At 35.5% G+C, this 18,062-nt stretch carries 10 protein-coding genes and 2 pseudogenes; 6 read left to right on the top strand and 6 right to left on the bottom strand.

Annotated features, from left to right (window positions below):
• Window positions 1–15: 15 nt before the first annotated feature.
• A pseudogene (locus AAGD89_RS00460) lies at window positions 16–849 on the bottom strand (transposase).
• Window positions 850–1,598: 749 nt separating this feature from the next.
• Between AAGD89_RS00460 and AAGD89_RS00455 the strand changes: the two are divergent.
• Window positions 1,599–2,009, top strand: coding sequence for a hypothetical protein (locus AAGD89_RS00455; RefSeq protein ID WP_341808405.1), 411 nt, complete (start codon window positions 1,599–1,601; stop codon window positions 2,007–2,009).
• A 149-nt stretch (window positions 2,010–2,158) separates the two neighbouring features.
• Window positions 2,159–2,308, top strand: a complete 150-nt coding sequence (locus AAGD89_RS00450) for a hypothetical protein (protein ID WP_341808404.1) — start codon at window positions 2,159–2,161, stop codon at window positions 2,306–2,308.
• A gap of 127 nt (window positions 2,309–2,435) precedes the next feature.
• Here AAGD89_RS00450 and putA read toward each other — a convergent pair whose 3' ends face one another.
• Window positions 2,436–5,576 carry a bifunctional proline dehydrogenase/L-glutamate gamma-semialdehyde dehydrogenase PutA gene (putA, locus tag AAGD89_RS00445; protein ID WP_341808403.1) on the bottom strand — a complete coding sequence of 1,047 codons (3,141 nt, stop codon included), beginning with the start codon at window positions 5,574–5,576 and terminating at the stop codon, window positions 2,436–2,438.
• 128 nt (window positions 5,577–5,704) lie between these two features.
• Window positions 5,705–7,111, bottom strand: a complete 1,407-nt coding sequence (gene mnmE / locus AAGD89_RS00440) for a tRNA uridine-5-carboxymethylaminomethyl(34) synthesis GTPase MnmE (protein ID WP_341808402.1) — start codon at window positions 7,109–7,111, stop codon at window positions 5,705–5,707.
• 138 nt (window positions 7,112–7,249) lie between these two features.
• Here mnmE and AAGD89_RS00435 point away from each other — a divergent pair, with 138 nt between their 5' ends.
• Window positions 7,250–8,218, top strand: coding sequence for a P44/Msp2 family outer membrane protein (locus AAGD89_RS00435; RefSeq protein WP_341808401.1), 969 nt, complete (start codon window positions 7,250–7,252; stop codon window positions 8,216–8,218).
• Window positions 8,219–8,432: 214 nt separating this feature from the next.
• On the opposite strand, the gene guaB is transcribed toward AAGD89_RS00435, so the two are convergent.
• Window positions 8,433–9,920, bottom strand: a complete 1,488-nt coding sequence (gene guaB, locus AAGD89_RS00430; RefSeq protein ID WP_341808953.1) for an IMP dehydrogenase — start codon at window positions 9,918–9,920, stop codon at window positions 8,433–8,435.
• 212 nt (window positions 9,921–10,132) lie between these two features.
• Here guaB and purF point away from each other — a divergent pair, with 212 nt between their 5' ends.
• The 3 genes from purF (at window position 10,133) to cysS (ending at window position 13,672) form a co-directional block, all read left to right on the top strand.
• A complete protein-coding gene (gene purF, locus AAGD89_RS00425; protein ID WP_341808400.1) occupies window positions 10,133–11,518 on the top strand; it encodes an amidophosphoribosyltransferase in 1,386 nt (461 codons plus the stop codon).
• Window positions 11,519–11,658: 140 nt separating this feature from the next.
• Window positions 11,659–12,306, top strand: coding sequence for an exopolysaccharide biosynthesis protein (locus AAGD89_RS00420; RefSeq protein ID WP_341808399.1), 648 nt, complete (start codon window positions 11,659–11,661; stop codon window positions 12,304–12,306).
• On the top strand, window positions 12,299–13,672 hold the full coding sequence (cysS, locus tag AAGD89_RS00415; protein WP_341808398.1) for a cysteine--tRNA ligase: 1,374 nt from the start codon (window positions 12,299–12,301) through the stop codon (window positions 13,670–13,672). The genes AAGD89_RS00420 and cysS overlap by 8 nt, the downstream gene beginning before the upstream one ends.
• 435 nt (window positions 13,673–14,107) lie before the next feature.
• On the opposite strand, the pseudogene AAGD89_RS00410 reads toward cysS, so the two are convergent.
• Window positions 14,108–14,916: pseudogene (locus AAGD89_RS00410) on the bottom strand (DUF2163 domain-containing protein).
• Window positions 14,917–15,174: 258 nt separating this feature from the next.
• Window positions 15,175–17,754: a hypothetical protein gene (locus tag AAGD89_RS00405; RefSeq protein ID WP_341808397.1), complete on the bottom strand. Its 2,580-nt coding sequence runs from the start codon at window positions 17,752–17,754 to the stop codon at window positions 15,175–15,177.
• Window positions 17,755–18,062: the final 308 nt, after the last annotated feature.

Below are 18,062 nucleotides of genomic sequence, written 5' to 3'. Positions count from 1 at the left end.
CCAGCCTAAAAATTATTAAAAACTATGCCTCAAATTCACAATTCCTGCTATAATATTAAATCTCATGTTGTATTTCTTCTGAAAATTGCGGTAAACATTTGACATTATTTTGAAGATTTTTATCTCGCGAATCTTATTTTCCACACGCATCCTGAACGATGCCAGCTTCCGATTATGCTCCTTTTGCTCCTCCGTTAGTGGCTTTTTACGGTGTTTTTTGTACGGAATCACAACGTTTTTCTGCAGTTTTTGCCAACCTTGATACCCAGAATCGGCATATTTTATGCTATCTTTGGCCAACAATTTTTCCTGTTTCCTTATGCGAAAATCATGCATTCGACCTCTATGCGACTTCGAAATCGACAGAATTTGCCCATTTCCCTCGATCACAATTTCGGTTTTTATTGTGGTTGCTTTCTTTTTTCCGGAATAACTTTTCTTACGTTTTTTGCTGTCTTTCGGCCGCTGTATCGGTTGCTCCGTGACGTCTGCTAAAATTTTTAAAATCCTTTCTGGCGTCAGCGTTCTATCCTTTTTTATAGTAATTTTTTTGGCCAATAATGGCTACATTTTCTTAAAAAGTCGGCAAATATTTGAGTTGTGCAAATTAAACAAAAACCCTAAAAATGGATGCGTTATGTACGTTCTGTAATAAATTAGAACACATAAAATCCTGTCTCCTAGCTCCTCAACATGCGATTTTCTTCCGTGACATTTCTTTTTCACCTCCATTTTTTCCCACTCTGGACGCACTTTTGCCACAATTTTTTCAAATTTAGATGTTGTGAGCCCTGTCAATTGTCTAAAAATATATGGTGTTCTTGCTATTTTTACGTAACTTATTGCCATCTTCCCTCTCCTAAAACTTTCATTTTACATGCTTTTTAGTCGTTTTTACCTACTTTCTACCTTTTCGCAGGGGGTCTCTAGAAGAAGCGTTGCACAAAGTCAACAAGATAATTAAAATATTATAAATTAAGCATAATATTTAATTTAATATATTTAATTTATCACGGAATATGAGAGTGTTCTTATGTTGTTTCATCCTTCAAAGAACATTAGTAATTAATGCCGAAACAAAATCTTTTATTTACTTTCTAACCATTATTCTATTAGAATTTACAATATTTGTCTCTCCTTTCTCGAACAGGTATATACCTTTATGTAAACAGATATTACCAAAAACTTAAGGCACATAGCCACTTTCAGCGATTTTACATAACGGTTGTGAGAGGAAGTTTTATTTGAACGATAAGCTACACCATGCTTTTTCACGAACTCATCTATACCAAATTTAGCATAGCCCTAAAACCCGCACCATTGGCCTACTTTTCCCCTAATATATTTTAGCCGCGTAGGTAAATTACTTTCCGTAATCTATTAATAGTATTTTCATAATGCAATATTTATGGAAAATTGTCTCAACCTAGTGTGGCCTTTTTGCCCTTTTTTGAGACAAGTAAAAAATAAATAATTCAATTTTTTTGTGACGGTGGGGAGAGGACTTTTCTCTATTAAAAAGATATTTTTGACAAAAGGTTGATTTCTTAATTTAATTATGTAGTAATTAAGTATTATTATTAATTATGGAGCAAATCATGCTAAACAATAAAGAACAACAGAAATTAAAAGCTGTAGCTAGCGACTGGTTCACTGAAGCAGCACAAGAAGGTTACTCAGAAGTGGTAGAGTTTCTTAAAAAAAATGGAGCAAACCTTAATGCTAAAGATAAAAAGATTTTAAGCGACTGGTTCACTAAAGTAGCACAAGAAGGTTACTCAGAAGTGATAGGGCTTTTTGGAAACCATGATCATCCATGCCTGGTAGCTGCTAATGAAGGTAATTGGGAAATAGTAAAATATTTATTAGAAGCAATGGCGCAAAGAAAAGAACAACAAAATGATACTGAAAAACATGAAACTGATTCTGAGCAACTAAGTACAAAATTTGAAAACGTACGAACTGACCAACCAGGATCTTCCACAAAGAAAGAAGCACCTAAACTTTAAAGAATTATGGTGTGAGGCCTTTTTTCGTAATTTTCACTATTTGAATTTCGCTTTACCATAATACTGCTGCTTGGCTCTTCATATGTTGAGTTTTTTCCAAACATATCCCCCCCAAACACGCAGTGCTACATGCAAAAAGCAGAGAAGCCATGCTTCCAAATTGTAGGTATATTATTGCAGTTGTTAACATAGCTACTCCAATAGCAAGCCATACTTTTTTATTTGGATTGAAAAAAGCAGTAGTAGCAAACAGCAAAATCAACAAGAGACCTGCTGCAAGACAAGAGAAAAGAGGATGAAAGATCAACCATATCACCTCACAGCTACTCTATGATTACCTTTTTAGCATACCTTGTCTATTTACTTTCTACTGCTTCCCTGAACGGATACCTGAATAGCTATAGTGGAGGAAGCCAAATGGGAACATTAATCCAAACACATAAGTGTAGTATTACCACCAAATGCTGTGGTGTTGACGCTTACAACTTTTTCTGTAGAAAATCGCTGTAGATAATGAGGGCCGCCAGCTTTTGGTCCAGTGCCAGATAGTCCTCTACCACCAAATGGTTGTATGCCAACTGCTGCACCTATCTGGTTACGGTTGATGTACACATTTCCAACTGATATTTTTTTACTTATCACGTCAATTTGACTTTGTATACGGCTCTGCAAAGAAAACGTAAGTCCATACCCTGTATTGTTTATATCATTTATAACTTCATTCAAATTTGACTTATTAAAACGTATAATATGTAAAATAGGACCAAACACTTCTTGTTTTAATTGTGAAATTTTTTGTATTTCATAAATATACGGAGGAAAGAAGTGACCATTATGAGAATTTGCATCCATAGGTACTTTAGATAAAAGATTTGAATCTTTATCCTCCGACATTTTTTTTGTATGTTTAGTCAGCATATCCATAGATGCTTTGTCAATAATTGGACCAATATCAGTGCTAAGTTCCACAGGGTCTCCAATTTTTAATTCTTGCGCTGCACCGCATATCATTTTTATCTGCTTTTCTGCTATGTCCTCTTGAATAAATAGAACTCTAAGTGCAGAACAGCGCTGACCACTACTCCTGAACGCAGAAAGTAAAGCATCCATAGCCACTTGCTCTAAAAGAGCAGAGCTATCAACGATCATAGCATTGAGCCCTCCAGTTTCAGCAATAAGTGGCACAATAGGACCATCCCTATTTGCAAGCATTTTATTGATTATTTGAGCAGTTTGTGTTGAACCAGTAAAAGCTACTCCGGCAATTCTATTGTCTGGCACCAACGTCTTACCTAAATATCCACCCTCCCCTGGAATGAGATGCAACACATTTTTTGGTATTCCAGCTTCATGTAGTATTTTAACAGCTTCATAGGCAATAATAGGTGTCTGCTCTGCTGGTTTTGCAAGTACCGTGTTACCTGCTGCAAGCGCAGCTGAAACTTGCCCAAGAAAAATAGCAAGTGGAAAATTCCATGGTGATATACACAGGAAAACTCCCCTGCCTTCAAAGAAAATGAAGTTATCTTCACCAGCTGGGCCTGGCAACTTTTTCCAGTCGCTTAGTTCATTTTTTGCTATCGTTGCGTAGTAACGTAAGAAATCTACTGCTTCTCGTACTTCTGCTATTGCATCTGATAAAATTTTCCCTGCTTCCACAATCAGAATGTAAATTAATTCTTTCATTCTTTCTTCAAGTAAATCTGCAGCTTTTTCAAGGTGTTTAGCACGTTCTTTCGCTGGAGTGCTCTGCCACTGAAAGAATGCACTATGGGCTACTTCAAGAGCATTCAAAGCTTGATCGCTTGTTGCATTTGACACTTCTCCTATTACATGTTCCAAATGTGCAGGATTTACCACTTCAGTAAATTTGGTATCATCAAGAAGTGACTGCCCATCAATTATTGGTCCAACTTGCCATTTTTTTTCACTAAAACTCTTTATATCATCTGCAAATTGTGAAATTATCACGGAATCACTAATATCCATTCCCAAAGAATTTTTTCTCTCTGGTCCCAAAATATCTTGTGGTAAGGGAATACCAGGATGCGGTTCATAATTGAAACCTATAGCTTTTTCCAGTGGATCTGAAATTAGCTCATCAATTTTAACGTTAGGGTCATTTATTTGATTAACAAACGAACTATTAGCCCCATTTTCAAGCAGACGTCTTATAAGGTATGGCAACAAGTCACTATGTTTACCAACTGGTGCGTAGACACGACAGCTAACATTTGTTGCAAGCTCTGACATTGCATAATCGTATAAGTCTTTTGCCATGCCATGTAAGCGTTGAAATTCAAATCCAGGATGGGTTTTGTCAGCAAGCTCCATAATAGAAGCAAAAGTATAGGCGTTATGAGTTCCAAAGCATGGGTAAAAATTGTTTGGTTTACTCAAAAGTTTCTGTGCACATGCAAGGTAAGATACATCAGTATAGCTTTTTCTTGTAAATACCGAGTAATCATTTAATCCCAATTCTTGCGTACGCTTGATCTCTGAATCCCAATATGCACCTTTCACAAGCCTAACCATAATTTTATGGTTTGACCGAATGGCAACATCCTCCACAAAGTCCAAAACAGACAAAGCACGTTTTTGATATGCTTGTACAGCTAAACCAAGCCCTTCCCACTCAGAAAGCGATTCATCAAGCCGTAATTGTTCAAACAAGATTAAGGACATTTCGAGTCTTTCTGTTTCTTCTGCATCTATGCATAGTGAAATGTTGTATTTTTTTGCCTCACGGCAGAGCTCTAAAACCTTAGTGAATATCTCACTAGCAATTTGGTCAAATTGACCAAATTCATAACGCGGGTGTAAAGCAGACAATTTTATTGAAATTCCATGGGATTTAAAACAATCATTTATTTCACTGGATTCACCTATAGCTTTTATTGAATGCATGTATGAATTAAAATACTCTTCTGCATCTTCAGCAGTGTGAGCAGCTTCGCCAAGCATATCAAAAGAGTATAAAAACTTACTATTGTCATCTAGTTTTGCATATCTTAAAGCTTCTTCTATGGTTTCTCCAACAATAAAATGATTACCAAGCATAGACATTGCTTGTTTTACTGCTTTGCGAATAATCGGCTCTCCTAAATTTTTAAGTAATTTAGAAATTGCGTAATAGAACTTCGAATCACCTTCATTATCTCTTAATATACTGCTACCTATCATCAAACTCCATGTAGAAGCATTGACAAACAGTGAAGAAGAATGCCCTAAATATTTATTCCATTCCTGATTAGCAATTTTATCTTTGATTATTTCATCTATTGTATAATCATCTGGTATTCTAAGCAGCGATTCAGCAAGACACATCAATGCTATTCCTTCATCATTGGAAAGCGAGTATTGCTGCATAAAGGAATCTACAATACTTAATTTATTGTGTTTGATTTTTTCAACAATTTGTTTTGCAATATTATAAATTCTACTTTTTGAATCAGTTGAAAGCTCTGCTTTTTCTACAAGGTAACGTACATAACTTTTTTCATCAGTACGATAAAATCCTTGTAAACGCTTCTTTAGTTCATTAGGTTCTTGTATAGAGCTTATCATATATAACTATCTCCAAAAATATTTCGACATCATACGTACGTTGGAATTATATCATAACTTTATGTAGAACAAATTATTATTTGCTAAGTGGAGAATACAGCAAGTGGAAGTAGAGCTCCAAAAGAAGTCTATTTGCCAACACAAAAAGTACTGAATATACTACCCAATATTTCTTCAACGTTAATAATTCCAGTAATTGTTCCAAGTTCAAGTGAAGCAAGTCTCAAGTCTTCAGAGATCAGCTCAATTGGATTATTTATGTTAAAACGTTGTAAATGTTCCAGTGCTTTCTGCATATAATTCCTATGCCTCTGCCTAGTGATTACTGGAGTGTCTCTATCATGCCCAAATTTTTCTTCTGCTCTTTCTTTAATTAAAGAGATCAATTTGTCTGTTCCAATTCCCTTTAAAATCGAAATAGGCAAAAAATTTATACCATCAATCAGTATATTCTTGTCCTTAATTACATTATCAGCTTTGCTTAACACGTAAATAGTATCATTTTGGTCTGATGTCATTCCAGTAGCTCTAAGGTTGTCATGAAAGTAGCTGACACTGGAATCTATACTGCTTTTTTTCTGGATCCCAGTGTCAGCTACTTTCATGACAATAGTGCTATAAGGAAATAGCTCTATTCTAAAATCAGCTTCAAAAGACCTTTTTTTCGCTCTACTTATACCCTCTGATTCTATTGGATCTGAGCTTTCACGAATTCCAGCAGTATCGGAAAGAATTATAGGGTATCCGCCAATATCAATATGAGCTTCAAGCACGTCCCTTGTTGTTCCAGCATATTCAGAAACAATAGCGATATCACGTTTAGCCAAAAAATTAAATAGTGTTGATTTACCGACATTTGGTTCACCAGTTATCACAACATGTAAACCCTCACGCAATCTTTCACCTCGTCTATTATCATTCAAATGCTCTTGTATCGACTGTATAAGTGTTTGAACTTCATTGTTCACTTTTTCCAATTCATCTTTTTCTGTTTTAACGTCCTCGGGAAAGTCTATGTATGCTTCAATTTTAGACTGCATTTTTATCAATGCTTTTCTCCAGCTGCTGTACAATTTTTCAAGCTCTCCTGACATCTGCTTAATTGCCTGTTTAGCTTGCACTTTCGACTCAGCATCAATTAAGTCTGCTATTCCCTCTATTTGAGTGAGATCAAATTTACCGTTTAGAAAGGCCCTAAGTGAAAATTCTCCAGGTTCAGCCATTACAAAGATTCTTGATAATTCTTCCAGGATGATTTTAATTACAGCCTTGCTTCCATGCACCTGCAGCTCTATCACATCTTCGCCAGTAAAGCTGTTTGGAGCGGGGAAATAAATAATTATTCCATTGTCTATTAATTCTTTTGAACTATCACATAGATCAACTAAAGTAGCAAACCTTGGAGCCACATCTTTTTTAATATTAAAATGATCTAAGGTTTTAAGTGCGCTCTTACCCGATATTCTAATTATTGCCACCCCTGATTTACCAAATACTGTTGATAAAGCAAAAATAGTTTTATCTGTATTTACCATTGCTCAGTGTATTTCTTAGTAATGCTACACTTAAGTAGCCAAATTATCTAATCTAAAAATATTTAAAATTTTTACTTATTTTATTAATTTATACTAATATAATACTGATATGTTAACAAATTAAGGATATTTATGAACATGTTGTATAAAAAACCACTACTCAAAACAGCGGTTGTAACACTATTATTAACTTTTATATCAAATTCGTCTTTTGCTTATACTGAATATGGATTTCTTGACAGTAAGCATAAAGATGAAGATTACTCATATTCAACAGAAGAAAAACCAAGCAACGTCTATATGAGTTTTAATTATAGTAAAGCAAACCCTGGAATCAGCTCATTTAGCGCAAGAGAGAATAGCATTCAAAAAGTAGAAATTAGCAATAACTTTGATTATAAGAGCGGATTTGCAGGTAATGCTTCTATCGGTTATAGAGTTGGGGATATGAGGGTTGAACTAGCAAATCCAAGACTTTCATTAATTGATTCAGATCTAAGCTCTCATCTTTACCCTGGTGATGGCTATACACGCGTTGATGTTGTAGGTGATAATGGCAACGTTGTGGAAAATCTTTATAAAGGAAATGTAAGTACATTACAACATGATGGAATAGAGAAACACATTAGAAAGGAAGGAAATCCAAAAAGATATTCTGAACCTTTATTGAGCATGCGAAAAATAGAAAATAATAGTTTCAAAAAGAAAGCAGCAATGGTCAATTTATATTACGATATTAGTAATCATAGTGATTTTACACCATATTTGAGTATAGGTGGTAGTATAGCTAATATTAGCCTTTCTGGTATCTCACAAATAAAACCAGCTATACAAGGCAAGCTTGGGCTGAATTATAATATAAATAATAAAATTCAATTATCTGCGGGATATAGATATCTTACTGCATTAGGCCAATATGATTTTCAAGAGGTAAAATTAAACGAAGTTCCTACATTAAAATATACTGTGAGAGAAAACAGCCATGATCAAGACGGCCGTAGTAGTAAAATTGTAAAGGAAATAGTTATGCCAGGATCAACAACTGCAACTGTTGAAAGTAATTTTGCTAATCATGCTTTAGAAGTTGGACTAACGTTTAATTTTTAATGACACATCCCTTTAGCCAAGCGGTTTTGGAGACAATTAACAGTAGGTTTTGAAAGGGACTTAGCTTCTTTTGTCTCCAAGTCAAGTACAGAGAAGTTTTCCTTTCAAACACCAACTATAATCGCTATTTAACAGTTGATTTTAGCGGGTTTCGCTTATTAAAAGGTTATCCGCAAACAAGAAAAGTATAGTCCTTTTCTTAATAATCAGATTCTTAGTTGGTTGTTATATTAGGTGCTTGATAAGCATAATTTGGAGCCTCTTGCGTGATTATTATATCATGAGCGTGACTTTCTCTTAAGCCAGACGAAGTTATAGTAACAAATTTACAATTTTTCTTCATTTCTTCTATATTTTTATTGCCGGTATACCCCATTGCAGCCCGCAGTCCACCAATTAATTGATGAATCACTCCAGAAGCTGGTCCTTTAAATGGAACTCTTCCTTCTACACCTTCTGGAACTAATTTGAGTTTTGAGTCCTTATCTTGAAAATAACGACTAGCTGAACCTCGTGTCATAGAGCTAATAGATCCCATTCCACGATAGCCTTTATATGCTCTGCCCTGATACATAATAATCTCACCTGGACTTTCGTCAGTACCAGCAAAAATTGAACCTATCATTACAGAGTCAGCACCAGCGGCAATAGCTTTTGCTACATCTCCTGAATACTTTATTCCACCATCAGCAATTAGTCTTATATTTCTTACCCTGCACATCTCTGCAATATTTTGAATTGCAGAAAATTGCGGCACACCTACACCAGTAACTATCCTGGTTGTACAGATTGAACCAGGTCCTATGCCAACTTTTACCGCATCAACCCCTGCATCAATTAATGCTTCAGCAGCTTCTTTTGTTGCAATGTTACCACCGATTAGCTGCACATCTCCGTACATCTTTTTTATTTCTCTAATAGTGTTAATAACACCAGAGGAATGTCCGTGAGCTGTATCTACAACTATTACATCAACTTCTTCCTCAATTAATGCCTCGCATCTTTCTATGCCATCTTTTTTACCTGTACCAATTGCAGCTGCAACTCTGAGCCTCCCTTTACTGTCTTTACATGAATTTGGGTATTGGTTGTATTTTTCAATGTCTTTAACCGTAATTAAACCTATACAGCGAAAATTTTCATCTATAACTAAAAGCTTCTCTATTCTATTTTCATGCAACAATTTCATTGCAGATGCACTATTCACTTCTTTCTCTCGTACTGTGATTAATTTATCTTTTGTCATCACTTCAGAGATTTTTATACCCATGTTCTCATCTTCGATGAATCTAACATCCCGGTTTGTCAAAATTCCAACTAATTTGCTTTGATTAACCACAGGAATTCCAGAGTAATTGTACTTTCTCATTAGTGAAATTGCCTCTGCAACTGTTTTATCAGGAGAAATCGTAATTGGGTCATATACAATCCAGCTTTCATATTTTTTTACTCTTCTAACCTCTGAAGCTTGTTCATCTATTGATAAGTTTTTATGTATACAACCTATTCCCCCATGCTGAGCAATAGCTATTGCAAAACCTGACTCAGTTACAGTATCCATCGCAGAAGATATGAGTGGAATGTTCAGTTCTATACTATTGGTTAGATAAGTTTTTGTATCCGCATCACGAGGCAATATATCAGAATTGGCCGGTAAAAGAAGTACGTCGTCAAATGAATAACAAATTTCCATTTTCTTCATAAGCTTTTTTAAAAGCTTATATGTCAATTGATTAAGTTGCAATAGAATAGTTGATAAAGTAATCGAAAAGTTTGACAACATGTGCAAAGAAAACAGTCTAATACTTCTTCATGAATTGTTGGGCACTACCCTACCAACATTAAGAGCAAATGAACAAAATGCTTGTACTTTACCTGTGCTAAAGTAAAATTAAGCTTTACTTAATAGTTGTTATGCTGGATGGAATGCACGAAGAATGTGGAGTATTTGGTATAAGCTGCAATAACGACGCTGCATTTAACTCTATACTTGCTCTCCACGCTTTGCAGCATAGAGGTCAAGAATCTTTTGGTGTAGCAACCAGTAACAAGGATAAGCTGCATTCTTATCATTTTCAAGGTCAAGTAAGCAGTGTGCTTGACGATATAGATGAAATAAAGAGATCTTTACCCGGAGATCATGCAATAGGACATGTGCGGTATTCAACAAGTGGAAGTAAGTTCGGAGCGCAGCCAATGCTTGGTAAAAATGACAAATTTGGGGATTTTGCCATAGCGCATAATGGTAATTTAATTAATGTTTTTCCAGTACGTGAACAGTTAATTAAACAAGGATGCATTTTTCAATCAGATATAGATACAGAAGTAGTAGTGCATTTGATGGCAAGCAGTAAGAAAGATAGCTTTTTGATGAGTTTTATAGATGCATTAAAACAAGTACAAGGCGCTTACTCTTTTGTAGCAATTAATAAGGGTGTAGTAATAGGAGTGCGTGATCCTGCAGGAATCAGACCTCTTGTTTTAGGAAAATTAAATGATTCTTATATGCTTGCATCTGAAACTTGCGCACTTGATATAGTAAATGCTGAGTTTATCAGAGAGATAAAACCAGGTGAACTAGTAATGATTGATCAAAATGGCAAATTAACTTCAATACTTCCTTTTTTGCAGCAAAAATCAAGCTTTTGTATTTTTGAGTATGTCTATTTTTCAAGACCAGATAGCATAATGGAAAATAGGTCAATATATGATATAAGAAAGGCAATAGGAAAGACGCTTGCTAAAGAAAGCCCTCCAATAGGCAACATAGACATGATTGTTCCAATACCTGATTCTGGAATACCAGCAGCTATTGGGTACGCAGAGCATTCGGGAATACCTATGGAACTTGGAATAATTCGTAATCACTATATAGGAAGAACTTTTATACAGCCAACCGCTGAGGTGCGTAAAGTTAGAATAAAATTAAAATTCAATGCTAATAAGCACATTTTAAAGGGTAAAAATATAATTTTAATAGATGATAGCATAGTACGTGGCAGCACACTAAAAAGTATAATAGTTATGTTAAAAGACGCAGGAGTGAAAGAAATTCACCTCAAAATTTCAAGCCCACCAATTAAGCACTCTTGTTTTTATGGAATAGATACACCAGAGTGCAAAGATTTAATTGCTGCAAATCAGTCTGTAGAGGAAATTAAGAAGATTATAGGAGTAAATAGTTTAGCCTTTTTGAGTATTGATGGGCTATACAGGGCTGTGAAAGAAGAAAAGCGTAACAATATAGCACCGCAATATTGCGATGCTTGCTTTACCGGTGATTATCCAATTGGTAAATAAGTGACATTATAATAAACATCTTTACACCATAACTAAGGACACCCTTGATGCTATTGAAATCCAGAAAATTTATTTAATGGATATTGAAATTTAGCAGTAATTATGTTAGTTAGAGTGAGTAGTGTTTTTTAAGGTTTTGTGTGTCAAAAAGTGATGTATTGAATAAACGTGATAAACTAGCTTCTGAGATTTTAAAAGAGGTTGCGGACACTGATAGTGATACAGTGACGTTATTTGATATTAAAACAGCTTTGCATGAGCGAGGCTTTGGCATTTTAATAATCATCTTTTCCTTACCGTTATCAGTACCGATACCAGTTCCACCTGGATATACAACCATGTTTTCTATACCTTTAATATTATTTTCGCTGCAGCTTTTATTTGGGTTTGATTCCCCTTGGATGCCACATTGGTTAGAGAGAAAATCTTTTCAACGTTCAACACTCGCTCTTATAGTAGAGAAAACTTCTCCTGCATTAAAAAAAATAGAAAAATTTATGAAACCAAGAATGGCTTTTATTTTTTATGGGCCTGGTGAAAAGATTTTAGCTTTTATAATCCTGCTTTCTGCGTTATCCATAGCTCTTCCACTGCCTCTTACTAATTTTATTCCTGCAATTGGCACAACGCTCATTTCACTTGGTATTATGAGTAAAGACGGGGTTTTATCTATACTTGGAGTGTTAGTATCACTCTGCGGATTGTTACTTACTCTTATTATAATAATCAAAGGACCACAACTCATAATTGGAGCATTTTCTTTTCTAAAAAGCTTTGTATATGGTTAGGCTTTATAACACTTTAACAAAAAAAAAGGAGCTTTTTATACCAATCGATAAAAATCATATAAGAATGTATGTTTGCGGGCCAACGGTATATGATACAGCGCATATAGGCAATGCGAGGTCTGTTGTTGTTTATGATGTATTATTTCAGCTGCTTAAATTTTGCTATGGCAAAGTTACCTATGTGCGTAATATTACAGATATCGACGATAAAATAATCAATTCAGCAAGTGAAAAAAAGAGCAACATAGAAAGCATAACTACATATTACACCAAAGCTTTTCATGATGACATGAGGAGCATAAACTGCATAGAGCCAACACATGAGCCAAAAGCAACTGAAAACATAGACTATATTATAGAATTAATTGAGTGTTTACTTAAATCTGGTCACGCTTATGAGTCCAATAAACATGTGTATTTTAGCGTAGAGTCTTACCCAGAGTATGGTGCTTTATCAGGAAAAAAAATTGATGAGTTGGTTCATGGTAGCAGAATTGAGGTTGATGAAAACAAAAAGCATCCAGGAGATTTTGTATTGTGGAAGCCTGCAAGTGATGTTGACTATGAACTTTCAAGTTATTGGAATAGCCCATGGGGAGAGGGTAGACCTGGATGGCACATAGAATGTTCAGCAATGGCATATGCTTACCTTGGTAAAGATTTTGATGTCCATGGTGGCGGCATAGATTTGCAATTTCCTCATCACGAGAATGAAATTGCGCAGAGCAAGTCTGCGTTTGCTGGATCAACATTTGCAAAGCATTGGATGCACAATGGCTTTCTTACAGTAAATGAAGAGAAAATGAGTAAGTCCTTGTTTAATATAGTCAAAGTAAGGGACCTTCTTGATAAGGGAATAAAAGGTGAAGTAATACGCTATGCACTACTCAAAACTCATTATAGAAAACCACTTGATTGGACTGAAAGTGTTATCCATGAGGCACAAGAAACTCTAAATAAATTTTATCGGTTATTACGCGGCGTAGATATAGAAAGTGTCAAGATAAGTGATGCAGAAGTTTCTAAAGATTTTATAGATGCTTTAAAAAACGACTTAAACATTCCTGAAGCTATGGCTATCTTACATGAAATGGCTGCAAAAATTAACAAAACGAGTAATGCAGACGACAAGCTTAAATTAACTCATATCTTTGTCAAGAGCGCTAGATTTATTGGCCTTCTTCAATTAACTTATCAAGAGTGGTTTAGCGTTGATGTGAGTTCTCAAGAAATAGAAAGATTGATAGACTTAAGGAGAGCTGCAAAACAGAATAAAAATTATGATACTGCAGATAAAATAAGAGACCAATTGAAAAAAATGGGAATTTCAATTTCTGATAATGAAGATGGTACGACAACCTGGTAAGTTGATATGGAAAATTATTTTCTGTTATTCAAAGATAGCTTACTAACATCGTTAATCTTACCAGTACATCAAAGCTTTATGTTTGAGGTTATGTTGTATTTTAAATCTCGTCATAACTTACCACTAATGTTACTCTTTGGAGTATTGGGATCTAGTTTTGGTGGAATAGTTAATTGGTATTTAGGCAGAATAACAATTTCGGTGCGGCAATCATACCACAAATTAGAAAACAAATATACAACATCAAAAACTACAAGAAATCTACTTATTTGTGCAGTTATATTATTTTCATGGGTACCAGCGCTTGGAAGTGTAATTCAGATCCTATCTGGTTATTTTAAGTTAAACCTCTATACTTTTATCCCATTGGTTATCTTATCTAATTTTTCCTATTTGTTGTATCTAATCATTACCACTTAAAACCACAACTGTCCGTTAAAAAGGAATAGAAAAACCTGGTATATAGGGTTCACCGCGAAAATTCGCAGTATTGTTAAATTTGCTTTTACACATTGAAAATGTTTTATCGCAACCTGCAAGTATTGAATATTGATCTCCAGCAAAAATTTGATATGGGGGCGACGTGAACAATGTGATCACTTTATTTTTATATTCTTTCACTACACCTTCGAATGCTGCTGAGCCAAAAAATTTTACTATCCCATGCTTATAATATTCATCGCTCTCAGTTAAATTTGCGTCCTCAAATCTTTTTTCGTCTATTACTTTAGTAACTGCACTTATTTTACTAAATTTTTTAGTATCGGCTTTGCATTTTTCATCGCAAAATTGTGCTCTGCATGTAGGGGAATATAACTCTTGCGCAGTTCTCTCGAGCTTTGCTGAGAGCCCTCTAATTTCTACAATAAATCTTCCATTATTTAATGTTATTTTACCAAAAGTCCCTGAATGTAGATTCATTATTCCTTGGCTCAAGTCTTTATAATTTACAAGAAATATTTCAATATTTGCAAAATCGTATTTGCCCGATAAAACATCTTCTTCTTTAATGTTATCACTATTTAATATCCCTTCAATTTCTAGATTATCAGTTTTAAATTGCTATTTAGTATTATGCTACTGGCTGTAAACCCACTTGAAGACTTATAGATTACGTTATCAATATTTAAGTCTTCATCGTAATCAGTGAATCCCATCACTTTTCCACCGATAAGTATTAACTTCCAACATGTTGCAATAGTCAGTAGTTCTCCAGATAAGTGGTCTTTTAATGTGGTTTGCATAGTTGCCTCCGTTTATTTTAGTTGATTGAATTTTGAAAGTAGTTATATGGTTAGTAGATAAAGGTGTGATTCCAGTGCGTTCTTTTCTCGTCGTCCGAGTATTCCAAAGGTGTCATCCTATGGCTTGACCATAGGATCCAGCCTAAAAAGAAACAGATCCCAGTGTCACGCACTGGGATGACAAGGTGGTAGGAACGACAAGAGGAGGGCACTGTGAATCTACATACCGCAGAAAACTGCGGTATGTATTAGTAGAGGTTAGAAAGAGAACTTCACACCAGTAAGTAGAATAGCTCCTTTGTTAGGGGGTACAGCAGCACCTCCTAGCTTTATACCACCTGTCTCCTCAGTCATAAAGTACTGAAGAGTTGCATAAGGGATGAACTTGCTCTTACTGCAGGCAGGGGATAGATCGTATTGAACGCCAAGTGCAATATGATGAAGCTTATCGCCATCGTTCATTTTGCTGCCAAAGTATGTCAAGCTTGTATAGATATTCTCACGCTGATAACCAGCACCAACAGTCCAATGCATAGTATCTTTTTTATCTCCTACAAACTGATCTTGTATCCCTTTAGCTCTTAGGTTGTCCGGAGAAATGCCTGAAGAAGAAACTGGCTCATACTTAGTGCCACTCGCATCTAATTTTTTAATACCCTTAGGTTGGCCAGATTTACCCAAATATGCAAAAGATGCAGCAAATTTTGCGCTTTGTTTATCATCAATCTTATAGTCAGCTCTGACACCCAAATTTGCACCCAAGAGTTTTTCATATTCTATATACTCGTCATAAATATGTTTATTCTCATCTGGTTGTTTTGGTTGACCCCATTCACCAACTGCAGCAGCTTTAACCTTGAGCTTATATTCATCAAAGTCATATTCATAATGCACACCTGCACTAAATATGTGCTCATAGTCGGGGCCAACGTGTCTGTGTTGACTGACTGCACCACCTGCGAGATCTTTCATTATAGCAGTGAACGCAGGTTTTTCAAAAGCTGTTTCAACTGCAGCTTTAACAGTAGCTTTATCCTTAGGTGCTAATAAAGCATTTACTGCAGTTGCAATTTTTGTAGCAGCAGCATTTGTACTTCCAGTATTACCAGTAAAGAAATTATCACTTCCTTTAATTGCAATAACAAAAGCCCCCTCGTTAGCTGGTTTAACTGCTTTAGCTGCAGCGTCAACATCTGTAACAGTAACATCTTTGTATTTAGCTAGGATTTCAGTAACAGGTTTAGCGTTAGCAAAATTTGGATTTGCAATCTTTGAATTAACAACTGCAAACACTTCTTTTATAACATTCTCCTTCTCAGTTGCTGTAAGAGCAGTAGCATCACCAAAAGCATCCAAAGGAGAATTATCTGCTCCTCTTGCTTGAGCTGCTGTAACTATAGCCTCGATAGTACCAGCATCTATTGTACTATAAGTTTTACCACCTACAGCAATAGGAGAAAGTGTTAATTTTCCATTTTCAACGTATGCCTTAGTAATACTCTCAATTTCGTCTGCGTAAGGATTACCAGATGAACTACCTGAAGCGGCAATGTTATCACTCACACTAAACAAACTACTATCATAGCGAGGTGCGTAACTGATACCAAATCTTGCGCCCATATAATTCGGTGAGTAGTAAGCCACTCTAAATGGTAATGTAGTCATAACACCTTTGTTGTACTTTCCTGCCATGCGGAAAGAAAGTTTTTCACTTTCACTTGAGAAGCTTTCAGTCCAAAGACGTGGCGTTACGTAGAATGGAAAGCTTCCAGAACTTCCTTCTAAGTTCACTTTTCTGTACCAATCGCTATCTGCACCACCATCAACAGTTGCAATTCTTGTTGCGTCAAGTCTCATTAGAGACTCAGGACCAAATTGGTACCCTAGTTTCACATCACCATATTCTGAATTAACAAATATGTGCGCACCTCTGCTCCTTGCAGCACCGACGCCTTGTGAAGCTCCTTTACCTTCTGTGACTGGAACATGAAATTGCACATCAGCACCGTAAAGAAGACCTAAATCTTCATTTTTATTTTCAGCTCTCAAGTGCAATATTGCATCTGCAACCGTACCACCATTATTGCTATAGTCACCAACATTTCCTATGCCTTGAGGGAATATCGGATTCGCTCCTTTTATTTTGTCCGAATCAACATCATAATAATTTGTATATTTTTTAGGTCCACCTGCCATAAGGTTGTAGCGTCTATATCCTGGTTCATCAGGACCAGCTTTAACATGACCATGGGCATCAACAACACCACCAAAAGTTATTCTTAGGCCACTTTTTGTTTCCAGGCTCAAATCTGTAGCACCACTTTTTCTGACTTCAATAGCTTTTGCCTTACTTTTATCCTCTATGTTTTTGTTAGTTACAGGTTTTATGTTTTTAGTTTCAATTTTAGAATCTTTAGCTTTAGAATCCTTAGCGTTTACAGCTTTTTCCGTTTTAGGATCATTTTTTAAATCCTTACCGTTTTTAGCATTCGCTTTAGAGTCCTTAGCTTTATCGTTTTTAATTTTTTCATTTGCGAGCCTCATCTCTTCTTCTTTTTTCTTCTTCTCAGCCGCTAATTTCATCTCATCCTTTTTCTTTTGCTCAGCTACTTGCTTCGCGTCTTCAGCCTTTTTTCTTGGAACAGCATTGCATATCCTGTCCATTTTTTCTTTTAGCTTTTTATTTGTAAATTCCGGTTTCCCAGAAGTTTTAGTGCTCTCTTGCTTTTTTATTTCCCTCATACCTTCACTAGGAAGGTCAGCCGCAAAGCCGCCGCTGAAGGAACAAAGAGTTAATAAAGAAGCTAGAGCAGTTCTAGTGTACGTAGACTTTTTCATTGAAGTGCCCCCAAAAAAATTCAAAATAAATTACCTTAATCTATATTAATCTTAAATAGTATCAAAGCGTTGAAAATTCAACTTAAAGCAATCTTATAGCGAAAATCAAAGTAAAATGCAATACCTTTCAAGCTATTTTTTTAGTAAAATCGCTATGTTTAACAGGCATATTAACCAAAATTTAGCACAGAAGTTAATATTTCTTGCCTATTAATACTTTGACAGGATCATAACCATTCTGCTTATTGTACGGAAGTAAAATTTTTATGTAGCTAAAAGTTACCAGAAGAGATGAAGTCGGTGCATAA

It is taken from the genome of Wolbachia endosymbiont (group E) of Neria commutata (assembly GCF_964026735.1).
Taxonomy (GTDB): domain Bacteria; phylum Pseudomonadota; class Alphaproteobacteria; order Rickettsiales; family Anaplasmataceae; genus Wolbachia.
Note: the sequence above shows the minus strand (reverse complement) of the source record. Positions and strands in the feature narration are given on the sequence as shown.

What these genes read in the sequence shown, in the direction of transcription:
- AAGD89_RS00405 (WP_341808397.1), bottom strand. Translation starts at nt 17,754, where the DNA reads ATGAAAAAGTCTACGTACACTAGAACTGCTCTAGCTTCTTTATTAACT.
- purF (WP_341808400.1), top strand. Translation starts at nt 10,133, where the DNA reads ATGCTGGATGGAATGCACGAAGAATGTGGAGTATTTGGTATAAGCTGC.
- mnmE (WP_341808402.1), bottom strand. Translation starts at nt 7,111, where the DNA reads ATGGTAAATACAGATAAAACTATTTTTGCTTTATCAACAGTATTTGGT.
- AAGD89_RS00450 (WP_341808404.1), top strand. Translation starts at nt 2,159, where the DNA reads ATGCTTCCAAATTGTAGGTATATTATTGCAGTTGTTAACATAGCTACT.
- guaB (WP_341808953.1), bottom strand. Translation starts at nt 9,920, where the DNA reads ATGAAGAAAATGGAAATTTGTTATTCATTTGACGACGTACTTCTTTTA.
- putA (WP_341808403.1), bottom strand. Translation starts at nt 5,576, where the DNA reads ATGATAAGCTCTATACAAGAACCTAATGAACTAAAGAAGCGTTTACAA.
- AAGD89_RS00435 (WP_341808401.1), top strand. Translation starts at nt 7,250, where the DNA reads ATGTTGTATAAAAAACCACTACTCAAAACAGCGGTTGTAACACTATTA.
- cysS (WP_341808398.1), top strand. Translation starts at nt 12,299, where the DNA reads ATGGTTAGGCTTTATAACACTTTAACAAAAAAAAAGGAGCTTTTTATA.
- AAGD89_RS00455 (WP_341808405.1), top strand. Translation starts at nt 1,599, where the DNA reads ATGCTAAACAATAAAGAACAACAGAAATTAAAAGCTGTAGCTAGCGAC.